This is a genomic window from Pseudomonas rhizosphaerae (genome assembly GCF_000761155.1).
GTDB classification, from domain to species: Bacteria; Pseudomonadota; Gammaproteobacteria; order Pseudomonadales; family Pseudomonadaceae; genus Aquipseudomonas; species Aquipseudomonas rhizosphaerae.
Map to the genome: position 1 here is coordinate 2,293,570 of NZ_CP009533.1, position 14,368 is coordinate 2,307,937.

A 14,368-nucleotide genomic window follows, 5' to 3' on the forward strand; every position below is an offset into this window, starting at 1 on the left:
GACAGGTTTGATCAGGGTTCAGCCGGGCAAGGCAAGCCATCCGAGGGGTGCGCGCCTGGCTGCGCAATATTTCACGGAACCGGGGTGTGACTTGGCCCATCCTATGCTGTGTCAGAACCTACCCCCGAGGTTTTGCCAAGGAAGAGCGCCGCGATGGTCCGTCGTTGTGCAGTACTCGTTTCTCTGCTGCTGTTGAGCCTGCTTTCGGTGCAGGCTCAAGCGAACCCCCATGCCCGCTGGAACGTGGGCTACCACCTGCTGACCTTCAACGATCCGCTCGACGAGCAGCCGATGCAGGCCTACGCCTTCTATCCGACTCAAGGGCATACGCGGCCCGCACGCCTGGGCAGCTACAGCATCGACGCGCTGCAGGATGCGCCCGTGGCGATCGGTCGTTTCCCGCTGTTGATGTTGTCCCACGGCAACACTGGCACGCCGTTGGCCTTGCATGACTTGATCACGGCGCTGACGCGCAAAGGCTTCGTCGTCGTGGCCGTGGTGCACCCGGGCGACAATGCGCAGGATCACAGTCGACTGGGTAAACTGAGCAACCTCTACGGTCGGCCGCTGCAGATTTCCCAGGCGATTACCGCCGCGCTGGGCGATTCGATGTTGTCACCGTTCGTCAACGCCAATGCGGTCGGCGTGATCGGCTACTCGGCGGGCGGCGAAACGGCGCTGATCCTGTCCGGCGCACGTCCCGACCTGCAACGCCTGCGCAAGTACTGCGAAGAGCGCCCGTTCGACGCCGACGCCTGCCAGACGCGTGGTGAACTGGAAGCCGACCGCGACGACCTCACCCCCGAGGCAGACCCACGGGTGCGCGCCCTGTTATTGATGGCGCCGCTGAGCCTGATGTTCGGTCGCCAGACCCTGGCCGAGGTCCACCTGCCAACGCTTATCTACAGCGGCGACAACGATCAGTTGGTAGCCATCGACAAGAATGCCGACGCGCTGGCGCGCAAACTGCCCGGCAACACGGACTATCGCCTGCTGCCCGGTGCCGGTCATTTCGTCTTCATGGCTCCTTGCAGCGACGAACAACGCAGCGCCTCGCCGGCACTGTGTACCGATGCCGATGGCGTGGACCGCGAAGGCATCCACCGCGACCTGATCCACGAAGCCGGCAAATTCTTTACCCATACCCTCGGCCGGCCTTCACGCGCAGGCCTGCAGACCGCCGATCACTGATCCTGCCGCGAGAGCCACACGGTCAGGCCCAAAGCGACCAGGGAAAGTCCGGCCGCGAGGGCGAAGATCGAGCCATAACCGAACCCGGCCGCCACGGCGCCCATCACCGGCCCCGCAATCGCCAGGGCCAGGTCGAAGAACACCGCGAACGCACTCAGCCCAGCGCCCCGGCTGGTGCCAGGCACCTTGTGGATGGCCAGCACGCCAAGCGCCGGATAGACCAGTGACAACCCCAACCCCGCCAGCGCCGCACCTGCCAGGGTGAACACCGGCGAGGGCGCCAGCCACAGCAGGCACAGCCCGACCACTTCGGTGGCGATGCAGGCCATGGCCACGGTAGACCCGCCCAGATGGTTGATGCTGTTGATGAACACCAGCCGGGCCGCGATGAAGCTGATGCCGAAAGCCGTCAGGCACCACGCCGCGCCTTCCCAGCCGCGTTCCACGTAATACAGGGTGATGAACGTCGTGAGCGTACCGTAGCCGATCGATGCCAGCATCAGGCTCATGCCGTGGGGGGCGACCCGACCGAAAGCAGACCAGAACGGCATGCGCTCGCCGCGCACCACGGGGGAGGCCGGCGTACTGCGAATCATCCACAGGCCCAGGGCGCTCAACGCCATCAAGGCAATGCCCAGGCTCCAGAAACCGGCGAAGGCAACCATCAACACGCCCAGGGGCGCGCCAATCGCGATTGCGCCGTAGGATGCGATGCCGTTCCACGAAATGACCTTGGCCATGTGTTCGGCGCCGACCCGGCTGATGCCCCAACTGCTGGTGCCCACCCCGATGGCGCCCTGGGCCAGGCCCAGGACCACACGCCCGGCGATCAGCACCCCCAGGCTCCACTGCGGCACGCTGTGCAGGAACACCGAGGCGAACGTCAGCGCACCGCTGATGCCGATACCGATCAGCCCATAGACGATGGTGCGCTTGGTGCCCAGGGCATCGGCCATGCGCCCGGCGCTGGGGCGGCTGAGCAAGGTTGCCAGGTATTGCGCGCCGATCACCACACCTGCGGCCACGGCGCTGAACCCCAGCTGGTCGTGAACGTAGCCTGGCAGCACCGCGATGGGCAGCCCGATGGAGATGAAGGCAATGAAGGTATAGAAAACGATGGAGATGATTTGCAGGGTGATAGAGGCAGGTGGCGACACGGGTTGGGCAGAATCAGTCATGAGCTCGTTCGCAGGCGTGCGGTTGAGGTCCCCTTGGACAAGGGACGTTGGTTAAAGCAAAGCAGGCTATCGATTATTTGCAACCTCAACACAACGCGCCTTTCTAGCAGCGGCGCAAGCCGCGTCCAGCCTCACCGCTTTGCATCAGGCACGCCGCGTGGCTCATGACGCGGCTCGCGCCGCTGCTACAGGGGGTGTTCCAGCAACGCGATGGTTTTCTCATCGCTGTCGCCGTGGAAAAACCGATCAAGCACCTGCTGAAAGCACATTTGCTCCGGCGCAACATTGGCAAACAGGGTCGTGCACGAGCGCAGCTTCATGTCATCGGGGGTGCCGAACATCGCCTTGGCGCTCTGGCCGGAATGCTCCAGCACCGTGCGCGTGCATTCCAGCAAGCGCGCACCCAATAATGGATTGTTCAGATAAGCCGTCGCCTCTGCCGCGCCGCTGATCGCATAGAAGCGCGCCGTCTCGCTATGACCGAGGCCAGCCAGCTGCGGAAAGATGAACCACATCCAGTGGCTGCGTTTGCGGCCACTGCGCAGCTCTTCGAGGACATCGGGGTACACCGCGCGCTGGGCGTCGATGAAGCGGTTGAGATCGAAGGTATCGTTCATGGCATGGCTCCACAGGCGGCTCTTTGGATGTCTGGCCGCTGAGCACGCGTCGAGTTCCGCCCAAGCTTCGTCCATTTAGCCCTACTTGTGGAAAGGCCTTTGTTGATCTTTACTGGAACCAGCGTCCAATACAATCACAAGAGACGATGCCGATGAGCAATTCCGTGAAGACCCGTAAGAGCGACAGTCATGTCGATGCGTGGGCCATAGCCTTCATGATGGTGGTCGTGGTGGCGACTGCGGTGTACTGGTTCAGCCGTAACTGAACCGGTACCTGCAAGGCGTGACTCAGTTGTCGTAGCCCAGATTCGGCGCCAACCAGCGCTCGCTGACTGTCAGATCCTGTTGCTTGCGCGCCGTGTAGCTCTGCACCTGGTCGCGATCGATCTTGCCCACGGCAAAGTATTGCGCCTGGGGGTGAGCGAAATACCAGCCGCTAACCGCCGCCGCCGGGAACATCGCGTAGTGCTCGGTGAGCGTCACGCCGCTCTGCCCGTTGTGGTCGAGCAGGTCGAACAACGTGCCTTTTTCGGTATGGTCCGGGCAGGCCGGGTAACCAGGGGCAGGGCGGATGCCCTTGTACTGCTCCTTGATAAGCGCCTCGTTGTCCAAGGTTTCCTCGGCGTCGTAACCCCAGTGCTCCTTGCGCACCTGCTGGTGCAGCCACTCTGCACACGCCTCGGCCAGGCGGTCGGCCAGGGCCTTGACCATGATCGAGTTGTAGTCGTCGCCGTTGTCCTGATAGGCCTTGGCCACCTCTTCGGCACCAATGCCCGCCGTGGTGATGAAGCCACCCACGTAATCCGTCACGCCGCTGTCCTTGGGCGCCACGAAGTCGGCCAGGGAGAAGTTCGGCTTGCCGTCGGTCTTGATGATCTGCTGGCGCAGGTGGTGCAGACGGGCCAGCGGCTGGCCGTCGTCGCCGTACACCTCGATGTCGTCATCGTCCACCTGGTTGGCCGGCCAGAAGCCGAACACTGCGCGAGCACGGATCAGCTTCTCGTCGATCAGCTTGCGCAGCATCACCTTGGCATCTTCGAACAAGGCAGTGGCCGCTTCGCCTACGACTTCGTCGGTGAGAATGCGCGGGTACTTGCCGGCCAGGTCCCAGGAGATGAAGAACGGCGTCCAGTCGATGTACTCGGCCAGCACGTTCAAGTCGATATCGTCCAACACCTTCGCGCCGGTAAACGTCGGCTGTACTGGAGCGTAGGTGCTCCAGTCGAAGCTGGCCTTGGCCGCGACGGCCTGGGCATAGCTCAGGCGCTCGGTGCGCGCGCTGCGGTTGGCGGTGCGCTCGCGAACGTCGATGTACTCCAGGCGGGTCTTCTCGACGAACGCCGGCTTGAGCTCCTTGGACAGCAACTGGGTGGCAACGCCGACCGCGCGCGAGGCGTCGGTGACATAGATGACCGCGTCGTTGCTGTACTTGGGTTCGATCTTGACCGCAGTGTGCGCCTTCGACGTGGTCGCGCCGCCGATCATCAAGGGCAGGTGGAAATCCTGGCGCTGCATTTCCCGGGCGACATGCACCATCTCGTCCAGCGACGGGGTGATCAGGCCGGACAAGCCGATGATGTCGCACTTCTGTTCGCGGGCAACCTGGAGGATCTTGTCGGCCGGCACCATGACGCCCAGGTCGACGATGTCGTAGCCGTTGCAGCCCAGCACTACGCCGACGATGTTCTTGCCGATATCGTGTACGTCGCCCTTGACCGTGGCCATCAGGATCTTGCCCTTGGCCTCGGGTTTGTCGCCTTTTTCTTCCTCGATGAACGGAATCAGGTGGGCCACGGCCTGTTTCATCACCCGCGCCGACTTGACCACCTGGGGCAGGAACATCTTGCCGGAGCCGAACAGGTCGCCAACGATGTTCATGCCCGACATCAGCGGGCCTTCGATGACCTCGATCGGACGCTTGAACGACTGCCGAGATTCCTCGGTGTCCTCGACGATGTGGGTGGTGATGCCCTTGACCAGCGCATGCTCCAGGCGCTGGTTGACCGGCCAGCCACGCCATTCCTCGGTCTCGGCTTCCTTGACGCTGCCATCGCCCTTGAACTTGTCGGCGATGGCGAGCAGGGCGTCGGTGCCTTCGGGTGTACGGTTGAGCACCACGTCTTCGACACGGTCACGCAGCTCGGCCGGGATCTGGTCGTAGATCTCCAGCTGGCCGGCGTTGACGATGCCCATGGTCAGACCGTTGCGGATGGCGTGCAGCAGGAACACGGAGTGAATCGCCTCACGCACCGGGTTGTTGCCACGGAACGAGAACGACACGTTGGACACGCCACCGCTGGTCAAGGCGTGGGGCAGCTCATCGCGGATGTACGCGCAGGCATTGATGAAATCGACGGCGTAGTTGTTGTGCTCCTCGATACCGGTGGCCACGGCGAAGATGTTCGGATCGAAGATGATGTCTTCCGGCGGAAAGCCGACCTGGTCCACCAGGATGTCGTAGGAGCGCTTGCAGATCTCCTTCTTGCGCGCTTCGGTATCCGCCTGGCCGGCCTCGTCGAAGGCCATCACCACCACCGCAGCGCCATAGCGCTTGCATAATTTGGCGTGGTGAATGAACGCGTCGACACCTTCCTTCATGCTGATCGAGTTGACGATGCCCTTGCCTTGGATGCACTTGAGCCCGGCTTCGATCACTTCCCACTTGGAGGAGTCGATCATGATCGGCACCCGAGAGATGTCCGGCTCGCCCGCGATCAGGTTGAGGAAGGTGACCATGGCCTTCTGCGAGTCGAGCATCCCCTCGTCCATGTTGATGTCGATCACCTGAGCGCCGGCTTCCACCTGCTGCAGGGCGACTTCCAGGGCCTCGGTGTAGTTCTCCTCGCGGATCAAGCGGGCGAAGCGCGCCGAACCGGTGATGTTGGTGCGCTCGCCGACGTTGACGAACAAAGACTGGCGATCGATGGTGAACGGCTCCAGGCCCGACAGGCGGCACGCCTTGGGGATCCCCGGAATTGCCCGCGGTGGGTAGCCGGCCACGGCCTTGGCGATGGCTTCGATATGTCCGGGCGTGGTGCCGCAGCAGCCGCCGACGATATTGAGGAAGCCGCTCTGGGCGAATTCTTCGATGATTTTCGCGGTTTCCGACGGCAATTCGTCGTATTCGCCGAAGGCATTGGGCAAGCCGGCGTTGGGGTGGGCGGACACATGCGTGCCGGCCTTGTTCGACAACTCTTCCAGGTACGGACGCAGCTCGCTGGCGCCCAGCGCGCAGTTGAGGCCCACCGAAATGGGCTTGGCATGGCTCACCGAGTTCCAGAAGGCTTCGGTGGTCTGCCCGGACAAGGTCCGGCCCGAGGCATCGGTGATGGTCCCGGAGATCATGATCGGCAGCTCGAAGCCCAGCTCTTCGTACACGCCCTGCACGGCGAAGATCGCCGCCTTGGCGTTGAGCGTGTCGAAGATGGTCTCGATCAGGATCAGGTCGGCGCCGCCCTCGATCAGGCCCTTGGTGGCTTCGGTGTAGTTCTCCACCAGTTCGTCGAAGGTGACGTTGCGGTAGCCGGGGTTGTTGACGTCCGGGGACAGCGAGCAGGTGCGGCTGGTCGGGCCCAGCACGCCGGCCACGAAGCGTGGCTTGTCCGGGGTTTCCAGGGTCTTCGCATCGGCGACCTGGCGCGCCACACGCGCACCTTCTACGTTCAACTCGTACACCAGCGATTCCATGCCGTAGTCGGCCTGGGACACCTGGGTGGCGTTGAAGGTGTTGGTTTCCAGAATGTCCGCACCGGCGTCCAGGTAAGCCTTCTCTATGGCGGCGATCACGTCCGGGCGGCTGAGCAGCAGCAGATCGTTGTTGCCCTTGACGTCGCTGGGCCAGTCGGCGAAGCGCTCACCGCGGTAATCCTCTTCCTCGAGCTTGTAGCTCTGGATCATCGTGCCCATGCCGCCGTCGAGAATCAGGATGCGCTCTTTGAGGGCTTGCTGGAGGGCTTGAAGGCGAGCACTGCGGTCGGACATGGGAACCACTCTTTCAGAAAATTCGGACATTGCGACAGGGGGCGGATGATAGCAAACCTGTGCGCTATTTGATCACGAAGGGTAGGGCCATGAATTTCGCTCATGTTGCCAGTATGCGTTAATACTTGGCCATGACCCACTGGCTGAGGGCTGAATGAGGAAGCGTATCTGCCAGGCCCTCGACGAAATGCGCGATCTTTTTCGGTTTTTTGCAGTCCCACCCCCCGGAATGCCCCGAAAAGGGGCGCGAATTCTCGTTGCAAAAGGCGGTACGCATGCTGATCTCGCTTCAAGCTCTACGGGCCCTGGCTGCCTGGATCGTGGTTTGCCATCACTTCATGCAGATATTCTTCGACTTCCACGCATCAGGCCCGGTCGGCCAGTTCTTCACCGATCGAGGCGCAGTAGGTGTCGACATCTTCTTCGTCATCAGTGGGTTGGTCATCTACCTGTCCACCCAAGGCAAGCAGATGCCGGCCGGTCGCTTCCTGCTCAACCGCATCATCCGCATCGTCCCGGCCTATTGGCTGTACACCGCGCTGATGGGGCTGATGCTGGTCAGCCTGGGGCAATGGCTGCCGCACGCTGCGATCGACCTGCCGCACTTCGTCCTGTCGCTGCTCTTCATTCCCTCGGAAAACCCTGGTGGCTATGGCCTGTACCCGACGCTGAACGTGGGTTGGACACTCAACTACGAGATGTTCTTCTACCTGTTGTTCTCGCTGGTGTTCACCGTGCCACAACGCTTCCGCCCGTTGATCGTGGCAGCCGCCCTGGTCGCCGTCAGCGAAGTGCTGGGCCGGTACGGGGTGGTCAGCCGCTTCTATCAGAACAACATCATCTATGAGTTCCTGCTCGGCATCGGGATCGGCATGCTCTATCGCCGCGGCTGGATCGCCCAGGGTCTCTGGCTGCCGTTGGCCGTGGTGATCGTGTCGGTCCTGCTGATCTACCACCTGGATTCGAGCGACCGGCTGTTGCACTGGGGCTTGCCAAGCGCACTGATCGTTCTCGCCTGCGTGGCCATGGAGCCGCATTTCCGTGGCAGCCGGGTACTCAAGACCTTGGGCGACTGTTCCTATTCGGTGTACCTGGTGCACGTACTGGTGCTCTATGGCGGCTGGCTGGCGAGCGTTCACTGGCACCTGAACCCGTACTGGGTCTTCGCGTTTTGCATTCCAACCATCGCCCTGGTGTCGTGGGCCAGCTACGTGTGGATCGAAAAGCGCCTGTACCAGCGGGTCAAGCAGTGGACCGACGCGCGCCTGGATTCCAGCGCGGTGGCACACACCGGTTGATTCCCGACCAAAACAGTCAGGCTTTGTCAGCGTCGCCGGATTCGCGTAAACTCCTGCCAAGTCTGTGAGGAACCACTATGAGCGCTATAACGATTACCGACGCTGCGCACGATTACCTGGCCGATCTGCTGAGCAAGCAGAACACCCCCGGGATCGGCATTCGCGTGTTCATCACCCAGCCAGGCACCCAGTACGCAGAGACGTGCATTGCCTACTGCAAGCCAGGTGAAGAAAAACCGGAAGACACCGCACTGGGCCTGAAAAGCTTCACCGCCTGGATCGACTCGGTGAGCGAAGCCTTTCTCGACGATGCCGTGGTCGATTACGCCACCGACCGCATGGGCGGCCAGCTGACCATCAAGGCGCCCAACGCCAAGGTGCCGATGGTCAACGCCGACAGCCCGGTCAATGAACGCATCAACTACTACCTGCAGACCGAGATCAATCCCGGCCTGGCCAGCCACGGCGGGCAGGTCAGCCTGATCGACGTGGTCGAGGACGGTATCGCCGTGCTGCAGTTCGGTGGCGGCTGCCAGGGCTGCGGTCAAGCCGACGTCACGCTCAAGGACGGCATCGAGCGCACCTTGCTCGAGCGCATCCCGGAGCTCAAGGGCGTTCGTGATGTCACCGACCACACCCAGAAAGAAAACGCCTACTACTGATTGGCGTTGCTAAAGCAAAGCATCGACTTGCTGCCCCTGTGCAGCGTCGGTGCTGGCCCTTATTGGCCGAAGCGTTGCGCATACCCCTGGGGGCTCACCCCGAGCACTTTCTGAAAGCTGCGGCGCAGGTTCTCTGCGTGCCCGTAGCCGCACAGTCGCGCCACACTCTGCAACGACAACTGTCCGCCCTGGATCATCGCCCGTGCCGCTTCCAGGCGAACCCGTTCGATGTGCCGCGCCGGGGTGATCTTGAGTTCGGCGAAGAACACCCGGTACAGCGTGCGCGGCGTCATGTGAGATCTTTGTGCAAGCGCTTCCAGGGACAGGTCCTCGCTCAGATTCAGCGCGATCCACTCCAGCAACTCGGTAAGCCTCGAGGTGGGCCCGTTGCACCGCGCCAGGTGCGGACTGAACTGGGTCTGCCCACCCGAACGCCTGAGGAACAACACCAGGCGGCGGGCGACGGCCAGGGCTAAGGGTCGCCCCAGATCCGCCTCGATCAAGGCCAGTGCCAGGTCGATCCCGGCGGTGACACCGGCCGAGGTGAAGATGTGGCTGTGGCCATCCTTGTCCGAGGGGTCGTAGGTGTGCAGCCGATCACCCTGCACCTGTACGTTGGCGAAGCCCTGCAGGGCCTCGACGTCGTCCCAGTGGGTAGTGGCGATCAAGCCGTCCAGCAGGCCGGCGCTGGCGAGCATCAGCGCGCCTGAACACACCGAGCCCAGCCGGCGCACCTGCGGCTCGGCGCCGCGTAGCCACGTGAGCAGGGCAGTGTTGGCGCATTGCTCGGCATCGCTGCTGCCCCCGGGAAGCAACACCGTATCCAGGGTGGCGCAGTCGGTCGATAGCCAACTGGCATCGGCGTGCAGCTTCAGCCCGGCGGAAGTCGCCACGGGCCCGGATGTTTCGCCCAGCAGTTGCAGCTCGTACAAAGGCGCCAGGCCCTGACGGACCAGCTCGACGTTGGCCGAGGCGAACACCTGCATCGGGCCGGTAACGTCCAGGCTCATCACGCCGGGGTAGATCAGGCAAGCGATCACTTTCATGGGGGCAACCTCGCAGTCCGTTGCGTTCAGGAGCGATACAGGTGCGCATGGCCAGCGCGGTACAGCGCCGAATCGGCGAAGCTGTCCGTTTGCAGCACGTGGCCCACGAGAATGAGCGCACTGCGACGAAAGTCCTTGGCTGCGACCTTGTCCTGGATGTCCGCCAGGGTGCCCAGGACGAAGTCCTGGTCCGGCCAGCTGGCCTTGTGGATCACGGCCACCGGGCACTCGGCGCCGTAGCTGGGCAGTAGCTCGGCGACGATCTTGCCCAGGTTTTTCAGCCCCAGATGAATGGCCAGAGTAGCGCCGTGCTGGGCCAGGCTGGCCAGGCTTTCTCCCGGCGGCATCGGCGACTTGTCGCCGTAGCGAGTGAGGATCACCGTCTGTGCAACGTCGGGCAATGTCAGTTCCACCCCAAGCAACGCGGCACAGGCCGCGGTCGCGGTAACGCCCGGAATGATCTGATAGTCGATGCCGTGCTCGCGCAGGCAGCGGATCTGCTCGCCGATGGCGCCGTACAGCCCGGGATCGCCACTGTGCACTCGCGCCACATCCTCGCCATGGGCGTGGGCCTGCTGGATGATTTCGATGATCTGTTGCAGGTGCAGCTCGGCACTGTTGTGCACCTGATGCGCAGTGTGCCCATCGAGCACGGCTTCGGGCACCAGCGAGCCGGCGAAGATGATCACCGGGCATTGGCGGATCAGACGCTGACCCTTGACGGTGATCAGCTCCGGATCACCCGGTCCGGCGCCGATGAAGTAAACGGTCATGGGTATTCCTGATGAACGAAGGTGTGAATGATATTCAAGTTGAGCGCTGTGTGCAGCCACGGTGAGGTTCAGTGCAGGCGATGGCGAGGGTTGCCACCGCCGAATGCCGTCGGCTGACGCGCAGCATCGAGGCGCACTGGATGCCATCCTCGGCCATGGCCAGCGCGGCACTTTCCGACACGCCCAAGCAACCAGTGGCGGCGAATGAGCGAGCGGAATGATGGCTGAGGCGGTCCTGATAAGGTGCCAGGGCCTCGGGGCTATAGGTGGCAAACGGCAAACCGAGACGTTCGGCCAGCGCCACCAGCCCCGGTTCATGCGCCTTCATATCAATGCTGGCAATGCCACGCACGTCAGCCCAGGGCAGGTCATGTTCGAGCAGGGTTTGCTCCAGCAGATCGTGCAACGCTTGCGCGCTGCACCCCGCACGACAGCCGAACCCGACCCACAGCGCTGTCATCGGCTTCAGCGACCGGCTCGGCGGAACAACCAGGCGCTGATAAGCCCCAGCGCCAGCCAGAACACGGCGTTGGTCACCAGCGAGGCGACGATGAACTGCTGCTCCAGGGCCTGCGGTGCCAGGCTCGAATGATGCTCGGGTTGCGGCGCGCCGATCAGGTGCGGTACCAACACGATGGCCAGTCCCAGGGCTTTGAGCAGCGTGCCACGGCCGAACACCAGCAATGCCAGGCCTGCCGCGGTGGACGCCGCGGTACCTATCCACCAGGTCTGGCGCAGCATCAGGTCCGCTGCCTGGGTGCCGGGCAGTTCCGGCGGCAGGCCCAGGTTCGGCGCCAGACAGAACACCGCGAATCCGCCCAGTCCCCACAACAGTCCCTGAGCAGTGCGCCCAGGAGCGCGCAGCGTATACAACGCCACCAGCATCAGGGCGAACCCCACGGCGACCACCAGATTGCCTCCGGCGGTGGATAGCACGCGCTGCCAGCCGTCTTCCGGCTCCCAGGCCTCGGCGTGTTCGTGCCCGGCAGCGGAAGCCTCGTCATGCTCGTGCTGGGCAGAGGCGGTTTCATAGGTCTCGCCCTGAAGAATCAGCGGCGAGACCCACAAGCTCTGCAGCACTGTCAGCAGCAGGGCGGCCAACAATCCGCTGAAACCAGCGGTTCGTGCGATATGCCTGATCATCTCGGCGCTCCTCAATGGCACGGAAAGGCGGCGCTGTGCCGGGTATCGTGCGCGGCGTTGTGCACCGCCTCGATGTGCGAGAAGCCGGCGAAGCCTACCAGGCAGCAGCCCAGCAGAAAGGTGCCGATCGCCAGGGCGATGCGCTGCGCCAGGGTGCCGGCGGACGGCAGGACGTGTTCGGGGGTGGAGGCGGTGGTAGACATGGCGTTCCCTCTTGTGGTCCCGGTGGCGATGGTCCACGGTATGTGGCACCAACGATCGGGCACGCGCACGAAGAAAGCCGGGCGCAGGCGCGCCATGCTTGCAACAGCGCCCGCCCACCGCGGAGTTGTCGAGCAAAGACTGTCTGGGCCGGTCTCCGGGCTTGCGAGGGGCGGCATGAGCCAGCCTTGAAAGCGTCGCCTTCCCATGCCCAGGAGCACAGTGGATCTGACACTTCTCTCGCTTACCGTTGCGGGGGCAGCACCGGACTTGTACCAACGCCTCTCGAGGTTGGCACGCACCGGTTTCCCGTTTCACCCTGTGAAGGGCACCCAAACGATGGCGCCTAGCAAATCATGCCGACGCAGCATCGTCAATGCGCCGAGCGCTGTAGAATGCGCTCGCCGTCCGCGCTTTCTCCCTACGAAATGGAGTTCCCCCATGCCCGAAGAAGGCAACATGCTACAAGCTGCCGTGGTGTTCCTGCTGGCAGCGGTGATCGCCGTGCCGCTGGCCAAGCGCCTGCAACTGGGTGCCGTGCTCGGCTATCTGTTCGCCGGCGTGGTCATCGGCCCGCAAGTGCTGGGCTGGGTCGGCGACCCGCAAAGCGTCAGTCACATCTCCGAACTGGGCGTGGTGCTGCTGTTGTTCATCATTGGCCTGGAACTGTCGCCCAAGCGCCTGTGGGTCATGCGTAAGGCGGTGTTCGGGGTCGGGCTGGCGCAGGTGCTGTTGACCGCCGTGGTGATCGGCGCGGTGGCGCTGCTCGGCTTCGGCCAGCCGCTGAACAGCGCCGTGGTGCTGGGCCTGGGCCTGGCGCTGTCGTCGACCGCGTTCGGCTTGCAGAGCCTGGCCGAACGCAAGGAACTGAACAGCCCACACGGCCGCTTGGCATTCGCCATCCTGCTGTTCCAAGACATCGCCGCGATCCCATTGATCGCCATGGTCCCGCTGCTGGCCGGCGGTGGTGGCGATGCCGGCGAGGGCAGTACCCTGGATCACAGCCTGCGGGTACTGGGCAGCATCGCCGTGGTAGTGATCGGCGGACGCTATCTGTTGCGCCCGGTGTTTCGCATCGTCGCGCGGACCGGCTTGCAGGAAGTCTCCACCGCCACGGCGCTGCTGGTGGTGATCGGCACCGCCTGGCTGATGGAACTGGCCGGCGTTTCCATGGCCCTGGGCGCCTTCCTCGCAGGTTTGCTGCTGGCCGATTCGGAATACCGGCACGAGCTGGAATCGCAGATCGAACCGTTCAAGGGGCTGTTGCTGGGCCTGTTCTTCATCAGCGTCGGCATGGGCGCCAACCTGAGCCTGCTGCTGGAAAACCCCGCGCTGGTGCTGGGCTTGACCGTGCTGCTGATCGGCATCAAGTTGCCGCTGCTGATGCTGATCGGTCGCCTGGCAGGCGGCCTTGGCCGGCTCAGCGCCGTGCGTCTGGGTATCGTGCTGGCCGCTGGTGGTGAGTTCGCTTTCGTGGTGTTCAAGATAGGCCGCGACCAAGGCCTGTTCGACGCACGCCTGTACGACACACTGCTGCTGACCATCACCTTGTCCATGGCGCTCACGCCCTTGCTGTTGCTGCTGTGCGCACGGCTGTTGCGCACCAAGACGCCGCCCGTGGAAGTGCCCGAGGAATACCGCGAGATCGACAGCGACGCGCCCCGCGTGGTGATCGCCGGCATGGGCCGGATGGGGCAGATCGTGGCGCGTATCCTGCGTGCGCAGAAAATCAGCTTCGTGGCGTTGGACACCTCGGTGGAGTCCATCGAGTTCTCGCGCAGCTTTGGCCATCTACCCGTGTTCTACGGCGACCCGCTGCGCCCGGAAATCCTGCGCGCAGCCAAGGTCGAGCAGGCCGAGTATTTCGTCATTGCCACGGACGATCCGGAGATCAACATCAAGACCGCCGAACTCGTCCACCGGCTGTACCCGCACGTGAAGATCATCGCCCGCGCGCGTAACCGCCAGCATGTACACCGGTTGGTCGACCACGGCGCACAGGCGGTTCGCGAAACCTATTACTCGAGCCTGGAAATCACCCGGCGCACGTTGGTTGGCCTGGGCTTGAGCCAGTCCCAGGCCGATGCGCGCATCAACCGCTTCAAGCGTCACGACGAGCAAGTGCTGCAAGCCCAGCACGCCATCTACGACGATGAAGCCAAGGTCATGCAAACCGCCCAGGAAGCCCGTGCGGAACTGGCCCGGCTGTTCGAATCCGATCGCCAGGACGAGAAGGCTGCCGCCAAGGGCGCACCGCGCCGCTGAGGCTCAGGGTTGG

The 14,368-nt window shown here is 63.5% G+C and carries 12 protein-coding genes and 1 riboswitch; of the genes, 4 read left to right on the plus strand and 8 right to left on the minus strand.

Features of this window, described 5'->3' with window-relative positions; all coding sequences use genetic code 11:
- The first annotated feature begins 153 nt into the window (after nucleotides 1-153).
- The gene (locus LT40_RS10250; protein WP_043189634.1) at nucleotides 154-1,191 is read left to right on the plus strand and encodes an alpha/beta hydrolase family protein; all 1,038 of its coding nucleotides are present in this window, start codon (nucleotides 154-156) and stop codon (nucleotides 1,189-1,191) included.
- Here the strand turns inward: LT40_RS10250 and LT40_RS10255 are convergent.
- The 3 genes from LT40_RS10255 to metH all read right to left on the minus strand — a co-directional run bounded on the left by LT40_RS10255 (nucleotide 1,185) and on the right by metH (nucleotide 6,967).
- Nucleotides 1,185-2,369 carry an MFS transporter gene (locus LT40_RS10255; RefSeq protein ID WP_043189638.1) on the minus strand — a complete coding sequence of 395 codons (1,185 nt, stop codon included), beginning with the start codon at nucleotides 2,367-2,369 and terminating at the stop codon, nucleotides 1,185-1,187. The two genes, LT40_RS10250 and LT40_RS10255, sit on opposite strands and share 7 nt — an antisense overlap.
- Before the next feature lie 185 nt (nucleotides 2,370-2,554).
- Nucleotides 2,555-2,986 (minus strand): DUF1810 domain-containing protein, encoded by a 432-nt coding sequence (locus tag LT40_RS10260; RefSeq protein ID WP_043189641.1) that lies wholly within the window; start codon nucleotides 2,984-2,986, stop codon nucleotides 2,555-2,557.
- 288 nt (nucleotides 2,987-3,274) lie between these two features.
- Complete coding sequence (gene metH / locus LT40_RS10265) at nucleotides 3,275-6,967, minus strand: methionine synthase (RefSeq protein WP_043189645.1); 3,693 nt, start codon at nucleotides 6,965-6,967, stop codon at nucleotides 3,275-3,277.
- A 275-nt stretch (nucleotides 6,968-7,242) separates the two neighbouring features.
- Here metH and LT40_RS10270 point away from each other — a divergent pair, with 275 nt between their 5' ends.
- Together LT40_RS10270 and nfuA are read left to right on the plus strand one after the other, a co-directional pair.
- Nucleotides 7,243-8,265, plus strand: coding sequence for an acyltransferase family protein (locus LT40_RS10270; protein ID WP_043189647.1), 1,023 nt, complete (start codon nucleotides 7,243-7,245; stop codon nucleotides 8,263-8,265).
- A 77-nt stretch (nucleotides 8,266-8,342) separates the two neighbouring features.
- Nucleotides 8,343-8,927 (plus strand): Fe-S biogenesis protein NfuA, encoded by a 585-nt coding sequence (gene nfuA / locus LT40_RS10275; RefSeq protein ID WP_043189649.1) that lies wholly within the window; start codon nucleotides 8,343-8,345, stop codon nucleotides 8,925-8,927.
- A 59-nt stretch (nucleotides 8,928-8,986) separates the two neighbouring features.
- Here the strand turns inward: nfuA and LT40_RS10280 are convergent, their stop codons facing one another.
- From LT40_RS10280 to LT40_RS10300, 5 genes are read right to left on the minus strand one after another with little or no spacing between them, the layout of a single operon-like run.
- The gene (locus LT40_RS10280) at nucleotides 8,987-9,973 is read right to left on the minus strand and encodes a GlxA family transcriptional regulator (RefSeq protein WP_043189650.1); all 987 of its coding nucleotides are present in this window, start codon (nucleotides 9,971-9,973) and stop codon (nucleotides 8,987-8,989) included.
- Between the two features lie 26 nt (nucleotides 9,974-9,999).
- On the minus strand, nucleotides 10,000-10,746 hold the full coding sequence (gene cobM, locus LT40_RS10285) for a precorrin-4 C(11)-methyltransferase (protein WP_043189651.1): 747 nt from the start codon (nucleotides 10,744-10,746) through the stop codon (nucleotides 10,000-10,002).
- 34 nt (nucleotides 10,747-10,780) lie between these two features.
- A complete protein-coding gene (locus LT40_RS10290) occupies nucleotides 10,781-11,206 on the minus strand; it encodes a cobalamin biosynthesis protein (protein ID WP_043189652.1) in 426 nt (141 codons plus the stop codon).
- Between the two features lie 5 nt (nucleotides 11,207-11,211).
- Nucleotides 11,212-11,889: a CbtA family protein gene (locus LT40_RS10295; protein ID WP_043189653.1), complete on the minus strand. Its 678-nt coding sequence runs from the start codon at nucleotides 11,887-11,889 to the stop codon at nucleotides 11,212-11,214.
- Between the two features lie 11 nt (nucleotides 11,890-11,900).
- Complete coding sequence (locus LT40_RS10300) at nucleotides 11,901-12,092, minus strand: CbtB domain-containing protein (RefSeq protein ID WP_043189655.1); 192 nt, start codon at nucleotides 12,090-12,092, stop codon at nucleotides 11,901-11,903.
- Nucleotides 12,093-12,221: 129 nt separating this feature from the next.
- Nucleotides 12,222-12,441: riboswitch (cobalamin riboswitch) on the minus strand.
- 90 nt (nucleotides 12,442-12,531) lie between these two features.
- Between LT40_RS10300 and LT40_RS10305 the strand changes: the two genes are divergently transcribed.
- Nucleotides 12,532-14,355, plus strand: a complete 1,824-nt coding sequence (locus LT40_RS10305; protein WP_043189657.1) for a monovalent cation:proton antiporter-2 (CPA2) family protein — start codon at nucleotides 12,532-12,534, stop codon at nucleotides 14,353-14,355.
- The last annotated feature ends 13 nt before the right edge of the window (nucleotides 14,356-14,368 follow it).

Bases quoted from the DNA above. Each gene is read 5' to 3' on its own strand.
- LT40_RS10270 (WP_043189647.1), top strand. From the start codon at position 7,243: ATGCTGATCTCGCTTCAAGCTCTACGGGCCCTGGCTGCCTGGATCGTG.
- nfuA (WP_043189649.1), top strand. From the start codon at position 8,343: ATGAGCGCTATAACGATTACCGACGCTGCGCACGATTACCTGGCCGAT.
- LT40_RS10295 (WP_043189653.1), bottom strand. From the start codon at position 11,889: ATGATCAGGCATATCGCACGAACCGCTGGTTTCAGCGGATTGTTGGCC.
- LT40_RS10255 (WP_043189638.1), bottom strand. From the start codon at position 2,369: ATGACTGATTCTGCCCAACCCGTGTCGCCACCTGCCTCTATCACCCTG.
- LT40_RS10260 (WP_043189641.1), bottom strand. From the start codon at position 2,986: ATGAACGATACCTTCGATCTCAACCGCTTCATCGACGCCCAGCGCGCG.
- LT40_RS10300 (WP_043189655.1), bottom strand. From the start codon at position 12,092: ATGTCTACCACCGCCTCCACCCCCGAACACGTCCTGCCGTCCGCCGGC.
- LT40_RS10290 (WP_043189652.1), bottom strand. From the start codon at position 11,206: ATGACAGCGCTGTGGGTCGGGTTCGGCTGTCGTGCGGGGTGCAGCGCG.
- LT40_RS10250 (WP_043189634.1), top strand. From the start codon at position 154: ATGGTCCGTCGTTGTGCAGTACTCGTTTCTCTGCTGCTGTTGAGCCTG.
- cobM (WP_043189651.1), bottom strand. From the start codon at position 10,746: ATGACCGTTTACTTCATCGGCGCCGGACCGGGTGATCCGGAGCTGATC.
- LT40_RS10305 (WP_043189657.1), top strand. From the start codon at position 12,532: ATGCCCGAAGAAGGCAACATGCTACAAGCTGCCGTGGTGTTCCTGCTG.
- metH (WP_043189645.1), bottom strand. From the start codon at position 6,967: ATGTCCGACCGCAGTGCTCGCCTTCAAGCCCTCCAGCAAGCCCTCAAA.
- LT40_RS10280 (WP_043189650.1), bottom strand. From the start codon at position 9,973: ATGAAAGTGATCGCTTGCCTGATCTACCCCGGCGTGATGAGCCTGGAC.